The sequence below is a fragment of the Curtobacterium sp. PhB136 genome (assembly GCF_004346855.1).
Classification (GTDB): Bacteria; Actinomycetota; Actinomycetes; order Actinomycetales; family Microbacteriaceae; genus Curtobacterium.
In genome coordinates, this window is record NZ_SMGH01000004.1 from 213,498 (window position 1) to 235,493 (window position 21,996).

The following is a 21,996-nucleotide window of genomic DNA, read 5'->3' on the forward strand; positions in this document are numbered from 1 at the left end:
ACAGCGGGGCTCCGGCCCCAACCCTCCTCAACGAAGAGAAAGCAATCACATGCGCAAGAAGATCGTCGCCGGCCTCAGCCTGGCGCTCATCGCGGGCCTCGCCCTCAGCGGCTGCTCGTCCCGTGGCTCCGACTCGGGCAGCGGTTCGGACGCGACCATCAAGAAGGGCGACCTCATCGGTGTCGCCCTGCCGGCGAAGACCTCGCAGAACTGGGTCCTCGCGGGTGCCGCGTTCAAGAAGTCGATCGAGGACGCCGGCTTCAAGGCCGACATCCAGTACGCCAACGCCGGCAGCCCCGTCCCGGACCAGCAGTCGCAGATCTCCGGCATGATCACCAAGGGTGCCAAGGCCGTCATCATCGGTGCCGCCGACGGTTCGCAGCTCACCTCGCAGGTCAAGTCGGCGAAGTCCTCGGGCGCCGTCGTCATCGCCTGGGACCGCAACATCCTGAACACCAAGAACGTCGACTACTACGTCGCGTTCAACAACTACAAGGTCGGCCAGCTCCAGGCCCAGGCGCTCCTCAAGGGCCTCAAGGAGAAGAAGGGCAACGGACCGTACAACGTCGAGCTCTTCGCCGGTTCGGCTGACGACGCGAACGCCACCGTGTTCTTCAACGGTGCGATGAACGTCCTGCAGCCGAAGATCGACGACGGCACCATCAAGGTCGTCTCGGGTCAGACCACCTTCCAGAAGGTGCAGACCAAGGGCTGGCTCGCGCAGAACGCCCAGTCGCGCATGACCGACCTGATCTCGCAGTACTACTCGGGTGACACCAAGCTCGACGGCGTCCTGTCGCCGAACGACACCCTCGCCCGTGCGATCCTCACCGCGACCAAGGCCGCCGGCAAGGAGAACCCCGTCGTCACCGGTCAGGACTCCGAGACCGCCTCGATCCCGCTGATCATGGCCGGCACGCAGTACTCGACGATCTACAAGAACACCACCGAAGAGGCCCAGGCCGCCGTCGACCTGGTGACCGACCTCTCGAAGGGCAACAAGCCCGACACGAAGATCGACAAGACGAACAACTACAACGGCGTGAAGACGGTCCCCGCGATCGAGCTCACCCCGGTGCTCGTCACGAAGGACAACGCGGTCGAGGCCTACAAGGGCAACGACACCCTGGAGAAGCTCGCCAAGGCCGGCAGCTGACCCTCGCGTCACCCTCTGGAGGGCCCCGTCCGCACTGCGGACGGGGCCCTCTCCCGTTGGTGGGCGGTGGTCGCGACGGGCGCCGGACGGGAGGCACGGGTCGGGTCCGCACCGAGCCTCCAGGCCGGTGTGGGCCAGCCGGGCGCCGGGGCCGTCACGCGATGCGGGCGCGCAGCCGCCGCGCCGCGTCGCAGAGGTGCGGGACGTCCACCCGCGCCGTCCCGAGCACGATCGCCGGCGTCGTGTCGAAGTAGCGCCGCGTGAGCCGCTCCCCGAGCAGTGAGACGCGCGACCACGGGATCCCCGGCTCCCCCGCCGTCACCGCGACGGGCAGCATCCGCACGGCCTCGCCGATCTCGACCAGGCGCATCCGGACCGCGTCGTAGACCAGGTCCTCGGGCAGCGACGGCTGTGAGACGTACCGGTCGATCACCCCGCACGCGCGGATGACGTCGTCGAGGCGCTCCCCCACGTTGCGGTTCACAGCGCGACCGATCCGCGGACGACCTCGCGGCTCATCCCGTCCGCCGCGACGACGTCGACCCGGACGCCGAGGACCTGCTCGGCCGCGTCCTGGATCCGCATCAGCGCGAAGATCCCGAGGCCCGGGAGCAGGTCCACCATCAGGTCGACGTCGCTGTCCGGCCCGTCCTCACCGCGCGCGACGCTGCCGAACAGCCGCGGGTTCCGGCCCCCGAGCCGGGAGATCACCTCGAGCAGCTCGGCGCGGTTCGCCGTCACCCGGTCGCGGAGCGGCGGCGGGTCGGCGACCGGTTCGAGGTCGATCACGGTCAGGAACCCCGCGGCGAGCAGGAGTCGCTGGAGCGCCGCGAGCGACGGCTCACGACGACCGTTCTCGTACGTGCTGATGACGCTCTGCGTGACCCCGGCCCGGTGCGCGAGCTGGACCTGGGTCAGCTCGGCTCGGAGGCGGGCGTCACGGATGAGCTCGGCTGCTGAGAGGTGCGGCGCAGGCCGTGACGAGACTCCGGACATGCCGCCACGATACACAACATGAGAAATTTCGTAGCATCCGGCGCACCGAGCGTTCTACTGCCGCGGAGGCACCGCCCCGGTCAGGGGCGCTGGGAGACGTCCGCCCGGTGGAAGTTCTGCGCCGAACGCGACGGCGTCGGTCCGCGCTGTCCCTGGTAGCGCGACTGGTACTCGGCCGAACCGTAGGGCTTCTCCGCGGGGCTCGAGAGCTGGAAGAAGCAGAGCTGTCCGATCTTCATGCCCGGCCAGAGCTTGATCGGCAGCGTCGCGACGTTCGAGAGCTCGAGGGTCACGTGTCCGGAGAAGCCGGGGTCGATGAAGCCGGCGGTCGAGTGCGTGAGGAGCCCGAGCCGGCCGAGCGAGCTCTTGCCCTCGAGCCGTGCGGCGATGTCGTCGGGGAGCGTGACGACCTCGTACGTGGACCCGAGGACGAACTCCCCCGGGTGCAGCACGAAGGCCTCGTCCGGGTCGGTCTCGACCAGACGGGTCAGGTCGGGCTGGTCGGTGGCGGGGTCGATGTGCGGGTACTTGTGGTTGTCGAACAACCGGAAGTACTTGTCGAGGCGCACGTCGATGCTCGAGGGCTGGACGAGCGAGGCGTCGTGGGGATCGAGGCCGATCCGGCCTGCGGCGAGCTGGGCGGTGATGTCGCGGTCGGAGAGCAGCACGTCCGGAATCCTAGCGGCAGGGAGTGGGGTCCCGATATGCTGCTCGGCTGCCCTGCACCGTGCTCGGCCGCGGAGGGAACACCGTGTACCGCGTGATCGAACTCGACGTGCCCGCGACGATGGCGGGCGAGCCGGCGGTGGTCGAGGCGTTCCGGGAGTGGGTCGCGGTGCAGAACGCGGCCGAGGTGGCCGTCACCGGTCTGCCCGAGCTCCTCTGGACGCCCGAGGAGCAGCTCCCCTACCTCCTCGACACCGAGGCACCGAGCCGGCTCTTCGCGCTCCGCTCGCCGGACGGCGCGACCGTCGCCGTCGGCTCCTACGACACCAAGCAGGCCCCGGGCACCCCGAACTGCTGGATCTCGATCGCCGTCCGCCCGGACCACCAGCGGCGCGGCCTCGGGACCCTCCTCGCCGACCACCTCGAGGGCATCGCGCGTGCCGACGGCCGGACGCAGTGGAAGACGTACGCGGTCTCCCGCCAGGTCGGCCCGGCCGTCGGGCACGGGTGCCTGCACGCCCCGACCGGGTTCGGGGGCGTCCCCGAGGACGAGGCGGCCGTCCGGTTCCTGACCGGCCGCGGGTGGCGCTTCGGCCAGGTGAACCGGATCAGCCGACTGCTCCTGCCCGCCGACCACTCCGTCGTGCAGACCCTGTACGAGCGTGCATCGACCGCGGCCGGGGCGGACTACCGCGTGCACACCTGGGCCGGCCCCACCCCACGTCAGTGGCAGGCCGGCATCGCCCTGCTCGAGACGCGGATGAGCACTGATGCGCCCGAGGGCGACATGGAGGAGCCGGAGGACGTGTGGACGCTCGAGCGCCTGGCCGAGCACGAGGCACACCTGGCGGAGTCCCCGCGCACGATGGTGACGGTGGCCGTCGAACACATCCCGAGCACCACTCTGGCCGGTTTCACGCAGCTGGCGGTACCGAACGAGGTCACCCAACCGGTGATGCAGGGCGACACCCTGGTCCTCCGGGAACACCGCGGGCACCGACTCGGGTGGCTCCTCAAGGTCGTCGGGATCGACACGATCGCACGGGACCACCCAGGGCACCCGTCGATCATCACCTTCAACGCGGAGGAGAACCGCCCGATGCTCGACGTCAACGAGGCGGTCGGCTTCCTCGCCGTCGGCAGTGAGGGCATCTGGGAACGCAGGGTGTGACCAGACGGGCGCGCCTACGATGGAGGGTCCGCGGGCTCGCGGGCGGAAGCGTCCCTGGAACAAGGTTGATGACCGTCACGTCCCCCCAGCCAGATTCAGCGCAGGCCCAGCCTGGAGGCCCGGCGCCGGAGTCCGCGCCCCGCACCGCGCGCACGTCCACCGTCGCGACCGTGCTCGCCGTCGCCCTGCCCCTCGCGGTGGCGTGCTCGATCATCGGGATGACGGTGACCGGCGCGTTCTCCTCGGACCAGCAGCTCGTCTCCGCGGGCGACCTCGTGCAGTACGGCCTGCCGGTCGCGCGGGCGGTGCACGACGGGATGGCCGCGCTGACCGTCGGGCTCCTCATCGTCGCCGCGTTCGCGCTCCCCGCGCAGAAGAAGGACCACGGCGCGATGTCGAGCGTGCAGCACCGGGCCGTCCGGTGGGCCGCGACGACCGGCGCGATCTGGTTCCTCGCGGCCGTCGTGGGGATCGTGTTCACCGGGGCGAACACCCTCGGCTCGTCGATCACGTCGCCGCTGTTCGCGCGGAACTTCCTGCTCTTCGCGTTCCAGGTCGAGATCGGCCAGTCCCTCGTGGTCTCCGCCGCCGCGATCCTCATCGCCACCGTGCTCGCCGCGTTCGCGACCCGGGTCACGACGCTCGCCGTCGCCACGGTCTTCGGGCTCTTCGCCCTGCTGCCCCTCGCGCTCTCCGGCCACGCCGCCGGCTCGCTCGAACACGCCAACGCGGTGAACTCCCTCGCGATCCACCTGCTCGGGGTGTGCGTCTGGGCCGGCGGGCTCGTCGCCGTGCTCCTCCTCCGCACCCGGACGAAGGGCGCCACAGGACGCGTCGTCGCCCGGTACTCGACGCTCGCCGGCTGGTCGTTCGCCGCGGTGGCGTTCTCCGGCGTCGTGAACGCCTCGCTCCGGCTGACCGGCCCGCTCGACCTGTTCACGACGACCTACGGGTGGCTCATCACCGTCAAGGCGTCGATCCTCATCCTGCTCGGCATCGCCGGGATCGTGCAGCGCCGCAAGCTCGTGCCGGCGCTGCTCCGCTCCCCGCTCGACCGCCGCTCGTTCACGCGGTTCGCCCTCGCCGAGGTGGTCTTCATGGCCGTGGCGATCGGCGTCTCCGTCGCCGTGTCCCGCAGCCAGCCGCCGATCCCGCAGACCCCCGAGACCGGTGAGGACACCCGGTCCGGTCTGATCGGCTACCCGTACCCGCCGGCGCAGACGCTGCACACCTTCCTGACGCAGTGGCACATCGACTGGGTCTGGCTCGCGCTCGCGGTGGTCGGCGCCGGGTGGTACCTGTTCGCCGTCCGGAAGCTCCGGAAGCGCGGCGACAAGTGGCCCGTCGGCCGGACGATCTCGTGGGTCCTCGGCTGCGCGGTGTTCATCTGGACCACCTCGGCCGGGCCGTCGGTCTACGGCATGATCCACTTCTCGTCGCACATGATCCAGCACATGCTGCTGATGATGTTCGTGCCGCTGCCGCTCGTCCTCGGCGGCCCGGTGCTCCTCGCGCTGCGGACCCTGCCGGTGCGCAACGACGGCTCGCGCGGCGCCCGCGAGTGGCTGATGCTCTTCGTGCACTCCCGCTACATGCAGTTCATGGCGAAGCCCGCCGTCGCCGGGGTGATCTTCGCCGGGTCCCTCGTGGTGTTCTACTTCACGCCGGCGTTCCAGTTCGCGATGCAGTCCCACGAGTGGCACGTCGTGATGGTCGTCCACTTCGTGCTGAGCGGCTACCTGTTCTTCTGGGTCTTCGTCGGCATCGACCCGGGGCCGAAGCGGCCGCAGTACCCGATCCTGATCATCGCCCTGCTCGCGACCCTGGCGTTCCACGCGTTCTTCGGCGTCGCGGTGATGACCTCCGAGTCCGTGTACGCGATCGACTGGTTCCACGCGCTCGGGCAGACGAACGACGCGGCGCTCCTCGACGACCAGCACACCGGTGGCGGCATCGCCTGGGGAGCATCCGAGCTCCCCATGGTGTTCGTCGCGCTGCTCGTGGTGCGCAACTGGGTGAAGTCGGACACCCGCGACGCGAAGCGCCTCGATCGTCAGGCCGAGCGCGACGGGGACGCGGAGCTCAAGGCGTACAACGAGCGCCTGGCCGCCATGCGCGAGCAGGACTGACCCACGGTACGACGAGAACCGCCCCGCACCACGGAAGGCCGTGGTGCGGGGCGGTTCTCGTCGTGGGGGCTACTCCTCGGTGGACTCCGTGTCGCGGGCCGCGCGGCGACGCGCCACCAGCAGCACCAGGCCACCGACGAGCAGCGCCAGGGCGAGGGCGATCCCGGTGCTCATCACGATCGGCGCACCCGTGAAGGCGAGCTCGGTGCCCGCGGTCGCGGCAGGCGTGGCCGTCGCCGTCGCCGTCGGGGCCGTCGTGGGGTCGACGGTCGGAGCGGGCGTCGGGTCCTCCTCGGCAGCCGGGGCCGCGGTGATGACGACCTCGAGCGTGGTGCTCGACGCCGCGAACGTGGCATCACCGCTGTAGGACACGGTCACCGTGTTCGAACCGACCGGCAGCGCGTCGGTCTCGCAGCTCGTCTCCGGCAGCGTGGCCGTGCAGAGGACCTTGCCGTCGGCGTCGGTGAACGTCACCGTGCCGGTGGCACCCTCGGGCAGCCCGGTCGCCGTCAGGCGGACCTTCGAGCCCACGACCGCGCTGGTCGGGGCGGTCGGGGCGGCGAGCTCCGTCGGACGCTTCGTGACGTCGACGCTGAGCGTCGTGCTCGACGTGGCGAACGAGTCGTCACCGTCGTAGGTCACCGTGATCTCGTTCGAGCCGACCGGCAGCGCGTCCGTCTCGCAGCTCGTCTCCGGCAGCGTGGCCGTGCAGAGGGTGTCACCGTCCGCGTTCGTGAAGGTGATCGTGCCGGTGGCGCCCTCCGGGATCCCGGAGGCCTTCAGCCGCACCTTCGAGCCGACGGTCGCGGTGGTCGTCTCCGTGTCGGCGACGAGCTCGGTCGGCTGCGCCGCGACGACGAGGTCGAACGGGTCGCCCTGCGACGGCTCGTAGTTGTCGTCACCGAGGTAGTACGCCTGGACGGTGTACTTCCCGCCGGCCAGGTCGTCCGGGATCACGCAGGTGGTCGCGGGCAGCGTGGCCGTGCAGAGGACGGTGCCGTCACCGGTGCGGTACTCGATGGTGCCGGTGGCGTCCTCGGGGACGTTCGGGGTGTCGAGCGTGGTGCTCTGGCCGTGGGTCACGGTGACGGTGGTGTCGGGGTCGGAACCACCGGCGCCGCCCTCGTCCGAACCGGAGCCGCCGGAACCGGAGCCGCCGGAGCCGGAACCGTCACCGCCCGAGCCCGTGCCGCTGCCGGTGCCGCCACCGGCACCGATCGAGGCCGTGGCCTTCTGCACCGTCAGGGAGACGTCGGCGGCCGTGGCGCCGTCGTGTGTCGTGTCACCCGAGTACACCGCGCTCAGGGTGTGCGTGCCTGCTGCGAGTCCGGCCGGCGCGTCGCAGCTCGTGGCGGGGAGCGTCGCAGTGCAGAGGACGGTGTCGCCCTCACGGAACTCGACGGTGCCGGTCGCGCCGGACGGCAGCCCCGACGCGGTGAGCGTGGCGGGCGAACCGTACGTGGACGGCGACGGCGACGCCGAGAGCGAGACCGCCGTGGCGATCTTCGTCACGACCAGGGCTGCGGTGGCGTTCGCGGCGGCGGCGTGGTCAGTGTCGCCGGCGTAGGAGACGACGAACCCGCTGGTGCCGACCGCGCTGGCGGGCACGCTGCAGGACGCGGCGCCGTTCACGAGCGTCACCGAGCAGAGGAGGGTGTTCGATGCGTCGGCGCTCCGGAACTCCACGGTGCCGCCCGGGACGGTGGAGCCGGTCTTCTCGGTCGAGGAGACCGTGGCGGTGAGCTTCGCGGTCGTCCCGACGGTGGCGGTGACGTCCGAGGTGGCGATCGCGGTCTTCTGCTTGTCGACCACGACCGCACCGGTGACCGTCACGGCCTCGGCGTCGGTGGAGGCGACGACGGTGGAGACCGTCGCGGTGCGGGCGGCACCGGACACCGAGTACGGGATCGTCAGGGTCGGCAGCACCGTCCCCGCGGCGATCGTGGACGTCGGGGTGTAGTCACAGGTCGCGACCTGCCCGGCGACGGTGCAGGACCAGTTCGTGCCGACGTTCGTCCCACCGGGCACCTGCGGCGTCACGTTCGCGGGGAACGTGGTCGTGGTGCGGATCGGCTGCGACTCCGAGCCGCCGTCGGCCGACACGGTCGGGGTGACCGTGTAGGTGCCGTTGCCGGCGTGCGCGACGCTGGACGAGCCTCCCGTCACCGCCGACAGCGCCGGGACCGGACCGGCGGCCGTCGTCGTCTTGAGGTAGTTGACCTCGTGCACGTCCTTCTGCCCGCCGGTCCCCGCGACCCACCCGTAGGTGAGTTTGTAGGGGTACTGGGTCGCAGGGTCGATCCAGGACGGGTCGATCGATGCTGCGTTGTTCGACGCCAACTTCGGCAACGTGCCGTCCACGACCTGCTGCTTCCCGCCGATCGAGGTGAAGATCACCGCGTAGTGACCCGCAGCGACCGACACCGCTGGGTTCTGCTGCGCGGGGAGTGCCGAGGCGGTCGGGTTGATCACGATCTCGACGGGCACGTTCGCGGCCGCGCGGTCGGTGACTCCGGTCGTGCTGAGCGTTCCGTTCACGGTCGTCGTGGACTGCACGCAGTACCCGACCGAGCCGTTCCCGGGCCCACGCACCGTCACGGCGTTCTTGACGAGGGTGCCGTTGGTCCCCTGGTCGGTGTCGCAGCCGGACCCGCCGAACTGCCTGTTCGCGAAGTTGCCGTAGCGGTCGAGGCCGATGCCGAGGTAGGCGTGGGAGAGGCCCTGCGCATTGTTCGTCGTGCTCGCGCTGTAGCCGAGCGAGCCACCGAGGTACCCGATCTTCGCCGGAACCGAAGGGTTGTACGGGTCGGTCGCCGCGAGGTAGAAGACGATGCCGTCAGCGGCATCGCCGTTGTACTGGTAGCTGTTGAAGACCGCGTCGATCCCCTTGGTGATCGGCACGGACTGCACCGCTCCGACGCCTCCGGCGGAGTCCTTCTCGGCGGGTGTGAGCCGGAGCGCACCGCTGCCAGGAGCATCGGACGCGTCCGCGCACGTGGGGATCGACCCGGTGTTCGCCGCGCCCTTCGCGGTGAGGCACGCGTAGTTCGCGTCGCCGGACTGCGTCGACGGCAGGATGTAGCTCGTCCCGGCGGTGGTGCCGGTGAAGCCCTCCTGCACGAAGGTCGTCTGCGCCGGAGCGTCGGCGACGGCGGCCGTCGCACCGGTGCCCGCCAGCGCCATGCCGACGATGCCCACGGCGACGAGGCCGGACAGGAGGAAGCGAGAGCGCGCGGGAACGCGCCCGATGAGTGGTGTTCGCACTGGAGCCCTGTTCAGTGAGGGGTGTTGCCGTGGAGGGGCGCATGCGCCCTGCTCACACGGCTCGGGTGCTCACACAGTACTTCTCGGTATCGGCTCGACAGGTGTCGTGTGGACGAGTTGCACCACAACTGGGGACACGCCCGGCGCAGGGCGGACAAGGGCCCCGCACAGGAAGCTCGAAGGGTGGCGCGGACTCAGTCCCCGTGGACGATGCAGACCGCGTCGAGGTCGATCGCGGCCTCGAGCGCGGCGGCGATCCCGGACTCCCCGTCGGCGCCCGCCGGGGTGACCGTGTCGACCCACCACAGCGGAGTCGAGAGCGCGGGGGCCTCGGGCAGGATCCGCTGGACCTCGTCGAGGGTGTCCACCCGTCGGACGCCGAGCACGGTGATCACCGGGTGCGTCGCGTCGCGGCAGACCTGCATCATCGGGCCGTCGTCGAGTGCGCGGACCCCCCAGGTGTCGTCGTGCAGGAGCAGCGCCTCGGCGATCTCCCGGACCTCTACCTCGTCCCGGCAGAGCAGGGTGACGTCACGCGGCACCGTGGCCACCGTGGAGCCCGGCCGCGACGTGTCCGTCGAGGGTGCCTTCGTCGTGCGCGGGGTCGAGGGGGGCGCCACCGACGAGCTGCAGGAAGCGGTCCTCGTCGATGCGGTCGAGGAACGACTCGAGCGCGGTCCATCCGTCTTCGAGACGGACGATCAGCCCCTGGTCGTCGGAGTCGCCCGGGGCGAGCCCGCGACCGCCGAAGGTGGAGGTCGAGGTGTGCGGCGGAGGCCAGACGTCACCACGGTCGAGGAACGACACCGCTTCCGGTCCGACCACGACGGCCAGCGGCGACGGTTCCGCGTGGGCCACCGCCCGGACGAGGTGGTCCGCGTCGCCGCGGCGCTGCATCACGACGCCGAACACGGGGACGACGTCCTCGGCGACGCGGTGCACGGCCTCGAGCATCCGCTCGGCGAGCTGCGGGTCGGTGCCCTCGTCGGGGACGGTGAGGACGGCGGACATCGTCTCGACGACCACGCCGTCGTCGAGGTGCGCGGTCATCGTCGCGGAGAAGCCGTCACCGACGGCGTAGGAGGTGCTGATGCCCGGGGACTCGTGCTTCGCGTACTGCGTCACGACCCAGCGGTCCCACGGGAGCGACAAGGGCTCGGCGGTCCCCCAGCGGTTCGGGCAGGTGCCGACGGTGTGGCACAGCGCCTCGATCGCGGAGCCGATGTCGACCGCACGCTCGGCGTGGTGTCTGAGGGTCAGGTCGATGCTGATCTGGCGGACCGAGCCGGTGGCGGTGGGGACGCCGGGTGCCGGTTCCCCGAGGAGCTCGGGACCGTGCTGCACGAAGTCGTCGATCCCGTCGGCGACGACACCGGTGCGGCCGTCGCGCAGGGTGCCGTCCGCGTCGGTCACGGCCCATGCGGCGCCGTGGGCGCCGAGCGCGTGCCGGAGCGCGGGGGTGATCGCGGCGTCCGGTCCGGTCCGGAGGACGACCATGCGGTCGGAGGCGGAAGCACGCCGCAGCAGCGAGCCGAGCGCGTCGGTCAGCCACACCACCTGCGAGCCGGAGTCGACCACGATGGCGGGGCCGCTCACGTCGTCGATGAGGGGATGTCTGACCATCCGGGTCCTCCTCGGGTCGGGGTCGCTGGAACTCCCTGGACGGTACACACACGCCCGACACCTGTCCGTCAGGTGGCACGGCTCACAGAAGAGACACGGGAGGTTCGGGGCGACTCCGCCGGTCGGCGTGCGGCGCGCGGTCGGCTGGCTTCCCGGCGAGAATCCGATATGGTTGTCGAGTCCCGCTGAGCGGGCGCGCGAGTGTAGTTCAATGGTAGAACTCCAGCTTCCCAAGCTGGTAGCGCGGGTTCGATTCCCGTCACTCGCTCGTGATCGTCAGGCCATCCGGCCGTTCCCCCAGGTCCGTGGTCGACCAGGTCGTCGTCGGGGGCGGTGTCGTCGGAGCCGCTGCTGCCCGGGCTCTCGCCGCGCGAGGGGAACGGGTCCTGCTCGTGGAGCAGCACCAGCGCGGGCACGACAAGGGGTCCTCGCACGGCGCCAGCCGGATCTTCCGCATGGGCTACGCGGACGCCGAGTACGTCGCGCTCTGCATCCGGGCACTCGACGCCTGGCGCGCACTCGAACGGGCCAGCGGGCGGACGCTCCTCGACCTCACGGGGGCGGTCGACCACGGCCGGCCGGACCAGATCGCGGCCATCCACGCCGCACTCACCGACGCAGGCATCGACCACGAGCTGCTCACGCCCGACGAAGCCGCCGAGCGGTGGCCGGGGCTGGCGTTCGAGGGCCACGTCCTCACGCACGCGTCCGCCGGGCGGATCCGTTCCGCCGACACCGTCGAGGCGCTCCTCGACCTGGCCGCGTCGGACGGCGCGGAACTCCGTTTCGGCACCCGGGTCACCGGCGTCGAGGACCACGGCGACTCGGTCACGCTGACCCTCGACGGCCCGGACGGCGCCACGTCGGTCACCGCATCCGGCGTGGTCGCGGCCGCGGGCTCGTGGGCCCCCACGCTCGTCGGCGACGTGCTCCGTGGACGCGGGGCGAGCCTCCCGGCCATCCGCGTCACCCAGGAGCAGCCCGCCCACTTCCCCAGCCACCTGCCGGACGGGGCGTGGCCGAGCTTCGTGCACTGGCAGCTCGACGGACCCGACGTCTACGGGCTCCTCACGCCGGGCGAGGGCGTCAAGGTCGGGTTCCACGGGACCGGGCCCGTCGTCGACCCGGACCACCGGGACTTCATCGCCGTGCCCGAGGAACTCGAGCGACTGCAGGCGTACGTCGCGCGCTTCGTGCCGGGCGTCGACGCGAGGGACCCCGAGCCGATCAGCTGCCTGTACGACAACTCCCCCGACGACGACTTCGTGATGGACCGTCGCGGCCCCGTCACCGTCGCGACCGGCTTCTCCGGGCACGGCTTCAAGTTCGCGCCGCTCCTCGGCGAGATGCTCGCCGACCTCGCCACGGGCGGGACACCGCACCCGAGGTTCGCGCTCCCCGACTGAGCCCGCACTACGGTTGTCGCGTGCACGTCGTGATCGCGCCCGACTCCTTCAAGGGGACCGCCACCGCCGCCGAGGTCGCCACGGCGATCCGCGAGGGCTGGCAGTCCGAACGGCCGGACGACACCGTGACGCTGATGCCGATGGCCGACGGCGGCGAGGGCACGCTCGACGCGTTCGCCACCGCGTTCCCCGACGCCCGTCGCGTCCCGGTCACGGTCACCGGCCCCGCCGGCACGCCCGTGGACACCGTGTGGCTGTCGCTGCCGGACGGTCGCGCGGTCGTCGAGCTCGCGGCGACGAGCGGACTCCCGCTCCTCACGACACCGGAGCCGGACCGCGCGCAGACGACCGGGTTCGGCCAGGCGATCGCCGCCGCGCTCGACGCCGGAGCCACCGGGCTCGTGCTCGGGATCGGCGGGAGCGCGTCGACGGACGGTGGCGCCGGGATGCTCGGCGCGCTCGGGCTCTCCGGCGTCGCGACGACGGCCACCGGCTCACTGCTCGACGACGTCGCCGCGGTGAGCGCGGCCGGCCTCCGCCCGTTGCCGCCGCTCGGGGTCACCGTCCTCACCGACGTGACGTCGCCGCTGCTCGGCCCGACCGGCGCGGCCGCGGTCTTCGGGCCGCAGAAGGGCGTCGCACCCGACCGCGTGGCGGTGCACGAGGCACGACTCGAACGGTGGGCCGGCCGCTTCCCGACGGTCGACCCGATCACCCCGGGTGCGGGAGCCGCGGGCGGCGCCGGGTTCGGGCTGCTCGTCTGGGGCGCGACCCTGGCGCCCGGTGCCGCCGCGGTCGCGACCGTCCTCGGGCTGCCTGCGGTGCTCGACACCGCCGACGTGGTGATCACCGGCGAGGGGCGCTTCGACGGGCAGTCCACAGTGGGCAAGGTGCCGAGCGTGGTGGGGTCACTCGCCGCCGGACGTCGACGGATGCTCGTCGCGGGAGCGATCGACGCGCCGATCGACGACTTCGACGCCGCCGCATCCCTGACCGTCATCGCCACACAGACCACCGGGGAGCCGTCCGACGCGCTCGCGGATCCCCTGCGGTTCGCCCGCATCGCGGGGCAGCGGCTGGCCGTTCGCGCCTGACGGGGTACGTGCGAACCAGTGCGTCGGCGCACCCCCGGCGCGTAGCGTCAGGATCATGGCACGCACCTGGACCCGCAGACCACACGTGCTCGGACTCGTCGGGGCGCTCGTGCTGCTGCTGGTCGGCATCGGACTGCTGATCAGCCCGTGGGACGGGGTGGTCGGCGCGGTCGCCTGGGTCCTCATCGTCGCGGCGATCGCACTCGGAGCGCTCACCCTGTTCTTCGCGAGGACCCCCAGGAGCTAGCGGGTCGGTTCAGGCCACCTGCTCACCGAGGAAGTCGGCGTAGGTGGGCTCGTGCATGTCGGTGTGGTGGATCAGGCGAGCTTCGACGAGCGCCTGGATCTCGGCCGGTGAGCGCAGGCCCCGGCGGTGCCATTCGTACGGGTGGACGGTGACGTTCTCGGCGGTCATGAGGACCAGCCCTTCGTGGGCGGCGAAGCCCGGCTGCCCGTGTCGTTCCGCTGTGCCAGGGATCCGCAGGACGCGGACGGCATCGTGGCGACGGATTCGGTGTCGACTCGGTTGCTCCACCGTAAGTCGGCCGATGGTCGCCGACAAAGCCAGTGCGCGAACCGGACCGCTGCGTGCGTTTCCCCGGGGTGCCCTGATGGTGCCTCCCACTCTCGGGAGCGCTCCAGCAAGATGGATGCGGGCCGGATCCGGCCCACATGCGACCCCACGAGGAGATCATTGCGCACCGTCAACGCGTACGCGGCACCGTCAGCCACCGAGCCGCTCGTCAAGACCACCATCACCCGTCGTGACGTCGGCCCGAACGACGTCGAGATCGACATCGCCTACGCCGGCATCTGCCACTCGGACATCCACACGGTCCGCGGCGAATGGGGCGAGATCCAGTACCCGCAGGTCGTCGGCCACGAGATCGTCGGCCACGTCACCTCCGTCGGCTCGGCGGTCACCAAGCACCAGGTCGGCGACCGTGTCGGCGTCGGCTGCATGGTGAACTCCTGCGGCGAGTGCGTGAACTGCGTCGCCGGCGAGGAGCAGTACTGCCTGAAGGGCAACATCCAGACCTACGCGGGCGTCGACCCCGCCGACGGCACGATCACGCAGGGCGGCTACTCCCAGGCCGTCGTCGTGAACGAGGACTTCGTCCTCCGCGTGCCGGAGTCGCTCGACATCGAGAAGGTCGCGCCGCTGCTCTGCGCCGGCATCACGACCTACTCCCCGCTGCACCACTGGAAGGCCGGCCCCGGCACCCGCGTCGCGGTCGTCGGCATGGGCGGCCTCGGCCACATGGCCGTGAAGATCGCGGTCGCGCTCGGCGCCGAGGTCACCGTCCTGTCGCAGACCACCTCGAAGCAGGAGGACTCCCTCCGCTTCGGTGCGAAGGCCCACTACGCGACCAAGGACCCGGCGACGTTCGAGCAGCTCGCGAGCTCGTTCGACCTCATCATCAACACGGTGTCCGCGAAGATCCCGATGGGCTCCTACCTCGGGCTCCTCGCCGTCGACGGCACGATCGTCAACGTCGGCGCCCCGGCCGAGCCCCTCGAGGTCCCGGCTTTCGCGCTCATCGGACACCGTCGCAGCTGGGCCGGTTCGGCCATCGGCGGCATCCGCGAGACCCAGGAGATGCTCGACTTCTGCGCCGAGCACGGGATCCTGCCGGAGACCGAGCTGATCAGCGCCGAGGACATCAACGACGCCTACGAGCGCGTCCTGGCGTCGGACGTGCGCTACCGCTTCGTGATCGACGCGGCGACGTTCGCGTAGTCGGCCCGACTGGGTCCAGTTCCCGGACACCGCACCGCGCATCTGCGCGGTGCGGTGTCCGTTTCACGATGTGGTGGCCGCCCGGACGGCGAGCTCCGCGACGTGGCGGTCGAGCAGGTCGATCGCCCAGCTCGCGTCGCCGCCCGGATCGAGCCGCACGACGTGCAGCGCGAGTCCGTCCACGAGCGCGTGCAGGCGGCGCGTCTCGTACTCCGCGTCGGTGGCCCGCACCCCGAGTGCGTCGAGGATCCGCGCGCACCACTGCCGCATCTCCTCGACGACGCGGTCGTGGAACGGCCGGAGCTCGGCGTCGGTCAGCGCCGCGGTGCCGAGCGCGAGGTAGACGTCGAGCTCGATGCGCCGCGCGTCGTCCAGGGGCAGCAGCTCGACGAGGACCGCGTGCGCGAACGCCGTCCCGGTGAGGTCGGACGGCAGCGCGTCGATGCGCGCGGCCGTGCCGTCGAAGACCAGGGTGAGGGCGTGTTCCCGGACGCTGGACTGCGTCGGGAAGGTGTACCGGACGGTGCTCGGCGGCAGCCCTGCTTCGGCCGCGACGTTCCGGACGCTCAGCGCGCCGAGGCCGTCCCGCGCCAGGACGCGCCAGGCCGCCGCGGAGACGGTTCTCCGGCGTTCCTCGACGTCCATGCTGCGAGCCACCCGATCATTCTGGCACGAGTGTGCGACTTCGTGCTAGAACTGTGGTTGTCGCACAGTCGTGCGAGAAACGTCTCGAAGCGGAAGAGGAACACCATGACCTGGATCGTCCTGGTCCTGTCCGGCGTGCTGGAAGCGGTCTGGGCCACCGCACTCGGCGCGTCGAACGGGTTCAAGAAGGTGGTGCCGACGATCGTCTTCGTCGTCGGCATGGCCGCGAGCATGGCCGGCCTGGCCTTCGCGATGACGGCGATCCCGGTCGGCACGGCATACGCGGTGTGGGTCGGGATCGGCGCGTCCCTCACGGTGCTCGTCGCGATCGCCCGCCGGCAGGAAGCGGCGTCGTTCGGCCGCATCGCCCTCGTGTTCGGGCTCGTCGCGTGTGTCGTCGGCCTCAAGGTGGTGAGCTGAGATGGCCTGGATCGTGCTGTTCGTCAGCGCCGCGCTCGAGACCGTCTGGGCGACGGCCCTTGGCGAGAGCCACGGCTTCACCCGCCTGCAGCCGACGATCGTCTTCGCGATCACGATCGTGATCAGCCTGGTCGCGTTCGGGTACGTGCTCCGGCACATCCCGATCAGCACCGCGTACGCGGTGTGGACCGGCACCGGGGCCGCGCTCACCGTGCTGTGGGGCATGGCGACCGGCGCCGAGCCCGTCACGGTGCTCCGCCTGGTCTTCATCGCGGGCATCGTCGGGTGCGTGGTGGGGCTGAAGCTGCTCCCGGCGCGGCCGGCAGTCCACGCCGCGTCGGCCCCCGCGGCGCGGGATCGCGCGTAGTCAGCCGAATCGCGCGTCGGGGGTCGAATCGCGCGTAGTCAGTCGAATCGCGCGTCGGAGGTCGAAAGTTCCGACCTCCGACGCGCGTTTCCGCTTCCCATCGCGCGCAGTGTGGGTGGGAACCACCGACGGACGGGAGGCCCGGTGCCAGCTGGCACCGAGCCTCCCGTCCGTCATGGAGCTGCGATCAGACCGACGCTCCGGTCCACTCGTCGACCGCGGCCACGTGGTCGCTGCCGACCGAGCCCGCTGCGCGCGCCGCGGCCACACGCTCCGCGTGCGTCGGCGGGTTCGACGGCACGTCGGCCGGACGGCCCTCGTCGTTGATCTTGCGGAGCTCGGGGACGATGTCCTCGGCGAGGATGTCGATCTGCTCGAGCACCGTCTTGAGCGGCAGTCCGGCGTGGTCGACCAGGAACAGCTGGCGCTGGTAGTGCCCGACGCTGTCCTTCATCGCGGCGTACCGGTCGATGACCTGCTGCGGGGAGCCCACGGTGAGCGGGGTCTGCTGCGTGAAGTCCTCCATCGACGGCCCGTGCCCGTAGACGGGGGCGTTGTCGAAGTACGGACGGAACTCGTCGATCGCGTCCTGCGAGTTCTTGCGGGCGAAGAACTGTCCACCGAGGCCGACGATCGCCTGGTTCGCGGTGCCGTGACCGTAGTGCTCGAAGCGCTGGCGGTACAGACCGACCATCTGCGCGGTGTGCTCGATCGGCCAGAAGATGTTGTTGTGGAAGAAGCCGTCGCCGTAGTAGGCGGCCTGCTCCGCGATCTCCGGTGTGCGGATGGAGCCGTGCCAGACGAACGGCGCGACACCGTCGAGCGGACGCGGGGTCGAGGTGAAGCCCTGCAGCGGGGTGCGGAACTTGCCCTGCCAGTTCACGACGTCGTTCTCCCAGAGCTGGCGGACGAGCGCGTAGTTCTCGATCGCCAGGTTGACGCCCTGCCGGATGTCCTGCCCGAACCACGGGTAGACCGGGCCGGTGTTGCCGCGGCCCATCATCAGGTCCATGCGGCCGTCGGAGATGACCTGGAGCATCGCGTACTCCTCGGCGATGCGTACCGGGTCGTTCGTCGTGATGAGGGTCGTCGAGGTCGAGAGCGTGATGTGCTTCGTCCGACCGGCGAGGTACCCGAGCATCGTCGTCGGCGAGGACGCGACGAACGGCGGGTTGTGGTGCTCACCCGTGGCGAAGACGTCGAGACCGGCCTGGTCCGCGTGCTCGGCGATGGTGAGGATGTCGCGGACGCGCTGCGTGTCGTCCGGTGTGGTTCCCGTGGTGGGGTCGGTCGTCGCGTCGCTGACCGTGAAGATACCGAACTGCATGGTGTCCGCCTCCTGCGTGATCGTTCTATGCGTTTGCATCGAACTGACGAGTACAACGTAACGCACCGGAGACTATTCCGCGACGTCCACCGAAGTGCCGACGGCCGTTCCTGGGCAACACGCGTAGCGTCGACGTGGAACCCTCACCAGGCTCACCGATCAGGACACCGCGGAGGTTCCACCGTGCCGACCATCTCCTCGACCGCCGTGCTCGTCGACGACGAGTGGGTGCTCCGCTGCGTGGACTACCCCGCCATCGAGCACCGCGGCGCATGGCTCGACGACGTCGTCGTTCGGCACCGGACGATGGTGCAGGACTTCGCCGGGTCGGTGCCCCGCATCGAGTTCGTCGTCGGGGACACCGCCACGGCTGCGCGGATCGCGGCCGTCCGCGACGCCAGCGAACGGGCACGGGCGATGCGCGCCGCTGCCCGTGCGCTGGAGGAGTCCGTCGCCGGCGAGCGGGAGCGACTCGTCGAGCGACTCACCGACCTGCACGTGGCACCGTCGGAGATCGCCGAGATCCTCGGGCTCTCCGTCCGGGCCGTCCGCGACGAGGTCGGTTCCGACGACGAGGCACGGATCGCCCGCCGGATCCTCCGCACCATGCACGCGGGCGAGACGGCTCGGTCGTCCGCGACGCCCTAGGACCGCGGTGTCGGCAGGGCCGTGGTGTCCGTCGTCGGGGCCGCGTGGTGCATGCCGTCGGCGAGCCAGACCACCGTCACGACGATGAGCACGCTCGCGGACGACGCCATGCGTCCCGCGACGAGCATGGCGTCGTGGTCGTACCCGCCGCTGCCGCTGCCTGACCCGGTCGTCAGGGCGACCACGAGCGCGGTCACCCCGACGGCGACGACCACCCCGACCGACACGAGCAGCACCACGGTGACGACCCGGCGCGGACCACGGCGTCCGTCACGGTCGCCTCGAGCTCCGCGATCCACCAGCGGTCCCACCGCCCGGACGATCCCGAGCCAGAACAGTGCGACCGCGCAGGCACCGACGATGTCGCTCACCCGGTGCCACCCGTAGACCACGGTCTGGTTCGCGACGAACACCGCGTACGCCGCCCCGACCAGCAGGACGACCGGGCGGAAGCGCCTCGGGGTGACCATGAGCACGGCGAACAGCGCGGCGAGGGCGATCGTCGCGTGTCCGGACGGGAACGAGTTCGGCGTCGTCGACTGGGCGATCTCCGGGCGCACGGCGATACGCTTGAGCAACGTCGAGGTGCCGGCCGAGGCGAGCACCACCAGACCCGCCGCCAGTCCGACGGCGAGCCGCCTCCGGGCGAAGGCCACGGCGGCGATCACGACGATGAGCAACAGGATCACCGGGACCGAGATGACGTTGAGCGCGGTGTCCGACCCGAACAGGTCGGTCTCCCTGACCCCGCCGAGCGCGGAGTCCTCGAGCCGCTGCCCGAACGGCGTCAGCACCGCGACCCCGTAGACGAGAGGCACGATCACGAACCCCACACCCGCAAGCACACCCCACCGGAGCCGCCGGGACACGCTCGGCCCGCGCGCGTCGTCACGCGAAGGCAGGGCGTTGCGATCGGGCGTGCGGGTCACGGGGATCGTCCTCCTCGGTGTCGTCGTCGCCGGCCTCGTCGTGCGCCTGGTCACGGCGCTTCGATTGGGTCGCTCGGGGTCCGACACGATACCGTTGAGCGGCCGGTCGAATCCTGGGAACCAGGGCCCGATCGGCATCGTCCAGCGGAGCGTCAGCCCCGCTCGGAGCACACCAGTCGCCGCGCAGGACGTGGCACCACAGGAGGAGACCGACGTGGCCGTCAAGGAACCGAGCATCATCGCTTCGCCGAACCGTGCGCTCGCGCTGACCGTCGGCACCCTGCTCGCCATCTGGGGCATCCTGGGCTTCTTCTTCGCCGGTGAGAACGGTCACGCCTTCTTCGGTGACTCGGGCGGCCTGCTCTGGAACGCCTTCCTGGTGAACCCGGCACTCGCCTCGGTGTGGACGCTGCTCGCTGCGGCGCTGTTCATCGTCGGGCTCGGCAACACCGTCGGGTCGCGCAACGTGAACATGCTCGTCGGCATCGTCCTCGTCGTGCTCGCGGTGTACGGCTTCGTGTTCGTGAACACCTCGGCGAACATCTTCGCGCTCAACACGACCGACAACGTCTTCAACGCCATCGTCGGCGTCGTCCTGCTGCTCACCGCGCTCGGCGCCGACAAGCAGAACATCCGCGCGCTGCGAGCCGCGCGCGCCTGACGCTGCTGCTCCCCGACGCCCGTCTGCCGTTCGGCAGGCGGGCGTCGTCGTGTGTGGGGCGCGCATCGCTCGGGTGTCGGGCACCGCATGCGCTTTCCGACACGCCAGCAGTCGATCGACTCGTGCGGTGTCGAAACATGCGGACGCGTCCGGGCGCAGGTCAGGCGTCGGGCTTGGGTGCCTCGAGCTGGGTGGCGACCACGCGGGGCGCCTCCGACATGAAGCGCCGGACGTCGAGGTCCACGATGATGTCCGACGGGCGCAGCGGGCGGGTCAGGAAGAGACCGTCGAGTGAGGTCAGCCGGGACAGTGCGACGTAGGTCTGGCCGGCGCTGAACACCCGGTTGCCGAGGTCGATCACCGCCCGGTCGTAGGTACTGCCCTGCGACTTGTGGATCGTCACGGCCCAGGCCAGGCGCAGCGGGAACTGCTGGAACTCGCCCACGGTGTCCTTCTTGAGCTCCTTCTTGTCCGCGTCGTAGGAGTACTTGAACTTCTCCCACACGGAGGGCTGGACCTCGAAGGACTCACCGTCGACGTCGACCCACACCGTGTCGCGGATGGTCTGCACGATGCCGAGCGTGCCGTTCACCCAGCGCTGGTCGGGGTCGTTCCGGAGGAACATCACGTGCGCGCCGGGCTTCAGCTCGAGGGCTTCGTCCGCCGGGAAGTTCCGGCCGCCGAAGTCGCCGTTGACGTCGGCCTTCGCCGTCTTCGTCTTGCCGGGGAGCCGATCGAGCGCCGCCTTGTTGATCCGTGCGACGGTGTCGTTCCGGGTCGCCAGGGTGATCGCGTCGTCGGGGGCCGGACGGGCGCCGGCTTCGTTGAGCCGGTTCGCGATGTCCGCGGTGACCCGTCCGTGCCGCACGGCGGTGAGCATCGCGGCGAAGGCGTCGTCCCGCTGCCGGTGCACGGTCGCGAGTTCGATGATGTTGAGCTCGGCTTCGAGCCAGACCTTCGCGTCGAAGAACCACAGCGACCGGTAGTGGTCGGTGAAGTACGCGCGCTCGTCGGCGTCGCCCGGGACCGGGGGCAGCTGGTACGGGTCGCCGAACATCACGACCTGCACGCCGCCGAATGCCTCGAACTGGCGGCCTCGTGCCTTGCGCAGTGAGCGGTCCATCGCGTCGAGGAGGTCGGCGTTCACCATCGAGACCTCGTCGATGACGAGGGTGTCCATGGTGTTCAGGAGCTTGCGGGTCTCCGGGCCCTGCCGGAGCTCGGCGTCCGCGATGAGGCCGATCGGCAGCCGGAACAGCGAGTGGATCGTCTGCCCGCCGACGTTCAGCGCGGCGACACCCGTCGGGGCACAGATGACGACCTGCTTCTCGGTGTTCCACGACAGGTGGTTGAGCAGCGTGGACTTGCCGGTGCCCGCACGTCCGGTGATGAACACGTGGTCACGGGTCGACTCGATGTACTCGAAGACGGCGCGCTGCTCGGCGCTGAGTTCGACGCTCACGGGGTGCTCGTCCCGGAGTCGGCCGTGTCCACGCTGTCCTCGTCGAAGTCGTCCTCGTCCTCGTCCTCGTCCTCGTCCGAGGTCGAGGTCGAGGTCGAGGTCTCGGTGGCCGTGCGGGTTGCGTCCCCGTGCGCGCGTTGCGCCCCGGCAGAACGGGGCGCGATGTCGTCGGCGGGGCGCGAACCGGGGGCGGCCGAACCGGGGGCCGCGGGCTCGGGCACGTCGGACGCGGCAGCAGGCGCGTCGGGGGCGGCCGAACCGGGGGCCGCGGGCTCGGGCACGTCGGACGCG

At 70.9% G+C, this 21,996-nt stretch carries 23 protein-coding genes and 1 tRNA gene (1 of these 24 cut by a window edge); 12 read left to right on the forward strand and 12 right to left on the reverse strand.

What is annotated here, in order from left to right; genetic code table 11:
• Positions 1–49: 49 nt before the first annotated feature.
• Positions 50–1,156, forward strand: a complete 1,107-nt coding sequence (locus tag EDF27_RS01010; protein WP_123654613.1) for a sugar-binding protein — start codon at positions 50–52, stop codon at positions 1,154–1,156.
• Positions 1,157–1,310: 154 nt separating this feature from the next.
• Here the strand turns inward: EDF27_RS01010 and EDF27_RS01015 are convergent, their stop codons facing one another.
• The 3 genes from EDF27_RS01015 to dcd all read right to left on the reverse strand — a co-directional run bounded on the left by EDF27_RS01015 (position 1,311) and on the right by dcd (position 2,820).
• Positions 1,311–1,640: a HepT-like ribonuclease domain-containing protein gene (locus tag EDF27_RS01015; protein ID WP_123654614.1), complete on the reverse strand. Its 330-nt coding sequence runs from the start codon at positions 1,638–1,640 to the stop codon at positions 1,311–1,313.
• Entirely contained in the window at positions 1,637–2,152 is a 516-nt protein-coding gene (locus tag EDF27_RS01020) for an XRE family transcriptional regulator (protein WP_123654615.1), read from the reverse strand. The genes EDF27_RS01015 and EDF27_RS01020 overlap by 4 nt, the downstream gene beginning before the upstream one ends.
• Before the next feature lie 80 nt (positions 2,153–2,232).
• Positions 2,233–2,820 carry a dCTP deaminase gene (gene dcd / locus EDF27_RS01025; protein ID WP_123654616.1) on the reverse strand — a complete coding sequence of 196 codons (588 nt, stop codon included), beginning with the start codon at positions 2,818–2,820 and terminating at the stop codon, positions 2,233–2,235.
• Positions 2,821–2,912: 92 nt separating this feature from the next.
• Here dcd and EDF27_RS01030 point away from each other — a divergent pair, with 92 nt between their 5' ends.
• Together EDF27_RS01030 and EDF27_RS01035 are read left to right on the forward strand one after the other, a co-directional pair.
• A complete protein-coding gene (locus EDF27_RS01030; protein WP_132046817.1) occupies positions 2,913–3,989 on the forward strand; it encodes a GNAT family N-acetyltransferase in 1,077 nt (358 codons plus the stop codon).
• 68 nt (positions 3,990–4,057) lie between these two features.
• Positions 4,058–6,118 carry a cytochrome c oxidase assembly protein gene (locus tag EDF27_RS01035; protein ID WP_123701283.1) on the forward strand — a complete coding sequence of 687 codons (2,061 nt, stop codon included), beginning with the start codon at positions 4,058–4,060 and terminating at the stop codon, positions 6,116–6,118.
• Positions 6,119–6,187: 69 nt separating this feature from the next.
• Here the strand turns inward: EDF27_RS01035 and EDF27_RS01040 are convergent, their stop codons facing one another.
• From EDF27_RS01040 to EDF27_RS01050, 3 genes are all read right to left on the reverse strand, one after another.
• The gene (locus EDF27_RS01040; protein WP_132046819.1) at positions 6,188–9,382 is read right to left on the reverse strand and encodes an Ig-like domain repeat protein; all 3,195 of its coding nucleotides are present in this window, start codon (positions 9,380–9,382) and stop codon (positions 6,188–6,190) included.
• 194 nt (positions 9,383–9,576) lie between these two features.
• Positions 9,577–9,924, reverse strand: coding sequence for a hypothetical protein (locus EDF27_RS01045; protein WP_123654620.1), 348 nt, complete (start codon positions 9,922–9,924; stop codon positions 9,577–9,579).
• Complete coding sequence (locus tag EDF27_RS01050; protein WP_123654621.1) at positions 9,914–11,005, reverse strand: DUF6177 family protein; 1,092 nt, start codon at positions 11,003–11,005, stop codon at positions 9,914–9,916. Before EDF27_RS01050 ends, EDF27_RS01045 begins: the two co-directional genes overlap by 11 nt.
• 197 nt (positions 11,006–11,202) lie before the next feature.
• Here EDF27_RS01050 and EDF27_RS01055 point away from each other — a divergent pair.
• The 4 genes from EDF27_RS01055 (at position 11,203) to EDF27_RS01070 (ending at position 13,752) form a co-directional block, all read left to right on the forward strand.
• A tRNA-Gly gene (locus EDF27_RS01055) sits at positions 11,203–11,273 on the forward strand.
• 37 nt (positions 11,274–11,310) lie between these two features.
• Complete coding sequence (locus EDF27_RS01060) at positions 11,311–12,411, forward strand: FAD-dependent oxidoreductase (protein WP_132046821.1); 1,101 nt, start codon at positions 11,311–11,313, stop codon at positions 12,409–12,411.
• Positions 12,412–12,431: 20 nt separating this feature from the next.
• Complete coding sequence (locus EDF27_RS01065; protein WP_132046823.1) at positions 12,432–13,505, forward strand: glycerate kinase; 1,074 nt, start codon at positions 12,432–12,434, stop codon at positions 13,503–13,505.
• Positions 13,506–13,560: 55 nt separating this feature from the next.
• The gene (locus EDF27_RS01070; protein WP_123654624.1) at positions 13,561–13,752 is read left to right on the forward strand and encodes a hypothetical protein; all 192 of its coding nucleotides are present in this window, start codon (positions 13,561–13,563) and stop codon (positions 13,750–13,752) included.
• A 9-nt stretch (positions 13,753–13,761) separates the two neighbouring features.
• Here EDF27_RS01070 and EDF27_RS19495 read toward each other — a convergent pair whose 3' ends face one another.
• A complete protein-coding gene (locus EDF27_RS19495) occupies positions 13,762–13,920 on the reverse strand; it encodes a hypothetical protein (RefSeq protein ID WP_165931294.1) in 159 nt (52 codons plus the stop codon).
• Between the two features lie 279 nt (positions 13,921–14,199).
• Here EDF27_RS19495 and EDF27_RS01075 point away from each other — a divergent pair, with 279 nt between their 5' ends.
• The gene (locus EDF27_RS01075; RefSeq protein ID WP_123701276.1) at positions 14,200–15,246 is read left to right on the forward strand and encodes an NAD(P)-dependent alcohol dehydrogenase; all 1,047 of its coding nucleotides are present in this window, start codon (positions 14,200–14,202) and stop codon (positions 15,244–15,246) included.
• Positions 15,247–15,309: 63 nt separating this feature from the next.
• Here the strand turns inward: EDF27_RS01075 and EDF27_RS01080 are convergent, their stop codons facing one another.
• On the reverse strand, positions 15,310–15,903 hold the full coding sequence (locus EDF27_RS01080) for a TetR family transcriptional regulator C-terminal domain-containing protein (protein WP_243698165.1): 594 nt from the start codon (positions 15,901–15,903) through the stop codon (positions 15,310–15,312).
• Between the two features lie 93 nt (positions 15,904–15,996).
• Here EDF27_RS01080 and EDF27_RS01085 point away from each other — a divergent pair, with 93 nt between their 5' ends.
• Positions 15,997–16,311 carry a multidrug efflux SMR transporter gene (locus EDF27_RS01085; protein ID WP_123654626.1) on the forward strand — a complete coding sequence of 105 codons (315 nt, stop codon included), beginning with the start codon at positions 15,997–15,999 and terminating at the stop codon, positions 16,309–16,311.
• Position 16,312: 1 nt separating this feature from the next.
• A complete protein-coding gene (locus EDF27_RS01090) occupies positions 16,313–16,678 on the forward strand; it encodes a multidrug efflux SMR transporter (protein WP_132046825.1) in 366 nt (121 codons plus the stop codon).
• 187 nt (positions 16,679–16,865) lie between these two features.
• Here EDF27_RS01090 and EDF27_RS01095 read toward each other — a convergent pair whose 3' ends face one another.
• A complete protein-coding gene (locus EDF27_RS01095) occupies positions 16,866–18,005 on the reverse strand; it encodes a CE1758 family FMN-dependent luciferase-like monooxygenase (RefSeq protein WP_123701273.1) in 1,140 nt (379 codons plus the stop codon).
• 183 nt (positions 18,006–18,188) lie between these two features.
• Between EDF27_RS01095 and EDF27_RS01100 the strand changes: the two genes are divergently transcribed.
• Complete coding sequence (locus EDF27_RS01100) at positions 18,189–18,653, forward strand: hypothetical protein (RefSeq protein WP_132046827.1); 465 nt, start codon at positions 18,189–18,191, stop codon at positions 18,651–18,653.
• Here the strand turns inward: EDF27_RS01100 and EDF27_RS01105 are convergent.
• Positions 18,650–19,486: a phosphatase PAP2 family protein gene (locus EDF27_RS01105; RefSeq protein WP_165931295.1), complete on the reverse strand. Its 837-nt coding sequence runs from the start codon at positions 19,484–19,486 to the stop codon at positions 18,650–18,652. The two genes, EDF27_RS01100 and EDF27_RS01105, sit on opposite strands and share 4 nt — an antisense overlap.
• A gap of 85 nt (positions 19,487–19,571) precedes the next feature.
• Between EDF27_RS01105 and EDF27_RS01110 the strand changes: the two genes are divergently transcribed.
• On the forward strand, positions 19,572–20,243 hold the full coding sequence (locus tag EDF27_RS01110) for a DUF4383 domain-containing protein (protein WP_165931296.1): 672 nt from the start codon (positions 19,572–19,574) through the stop codon (positions 20,241–20,243).
• Between the two features lie 160 nt (positions 20,244–20,403).
• Here EDF27_RS01110 and EDF27_RS01115 read toward each other — a convergent pair whose 3' ends face one another.
• Positions 20,404–21,705 (reverse strand): AAA family ATPase, encoded by a 1,302-nt coding sequence (locus tag EDF27_RS01115; protein ID WP_123654632.1) that lies wholly within the window; start codon positions 21,703–21,705, stop codon positions 20,404–20,406.
• Positions 21,702–21,996, reverse strand: partial view of a cytochrome c oxidase assembly protein gene (locus EDF27_RS01120; protein WP_132046829.1) — the 3' portion only. 2,126 nt of this gene lie beyond the right edge of the window; 295 of the gene's 2,421 nt are visible here — the last part of the coding sequence; its start codon lies off the right edge, out of view; it ends in the stop codon at positions 21,702–21,704. Before EDF27_RS01120 ends, EDF27_RS01115 begins: the two co-directional genes overlap by 4 nt.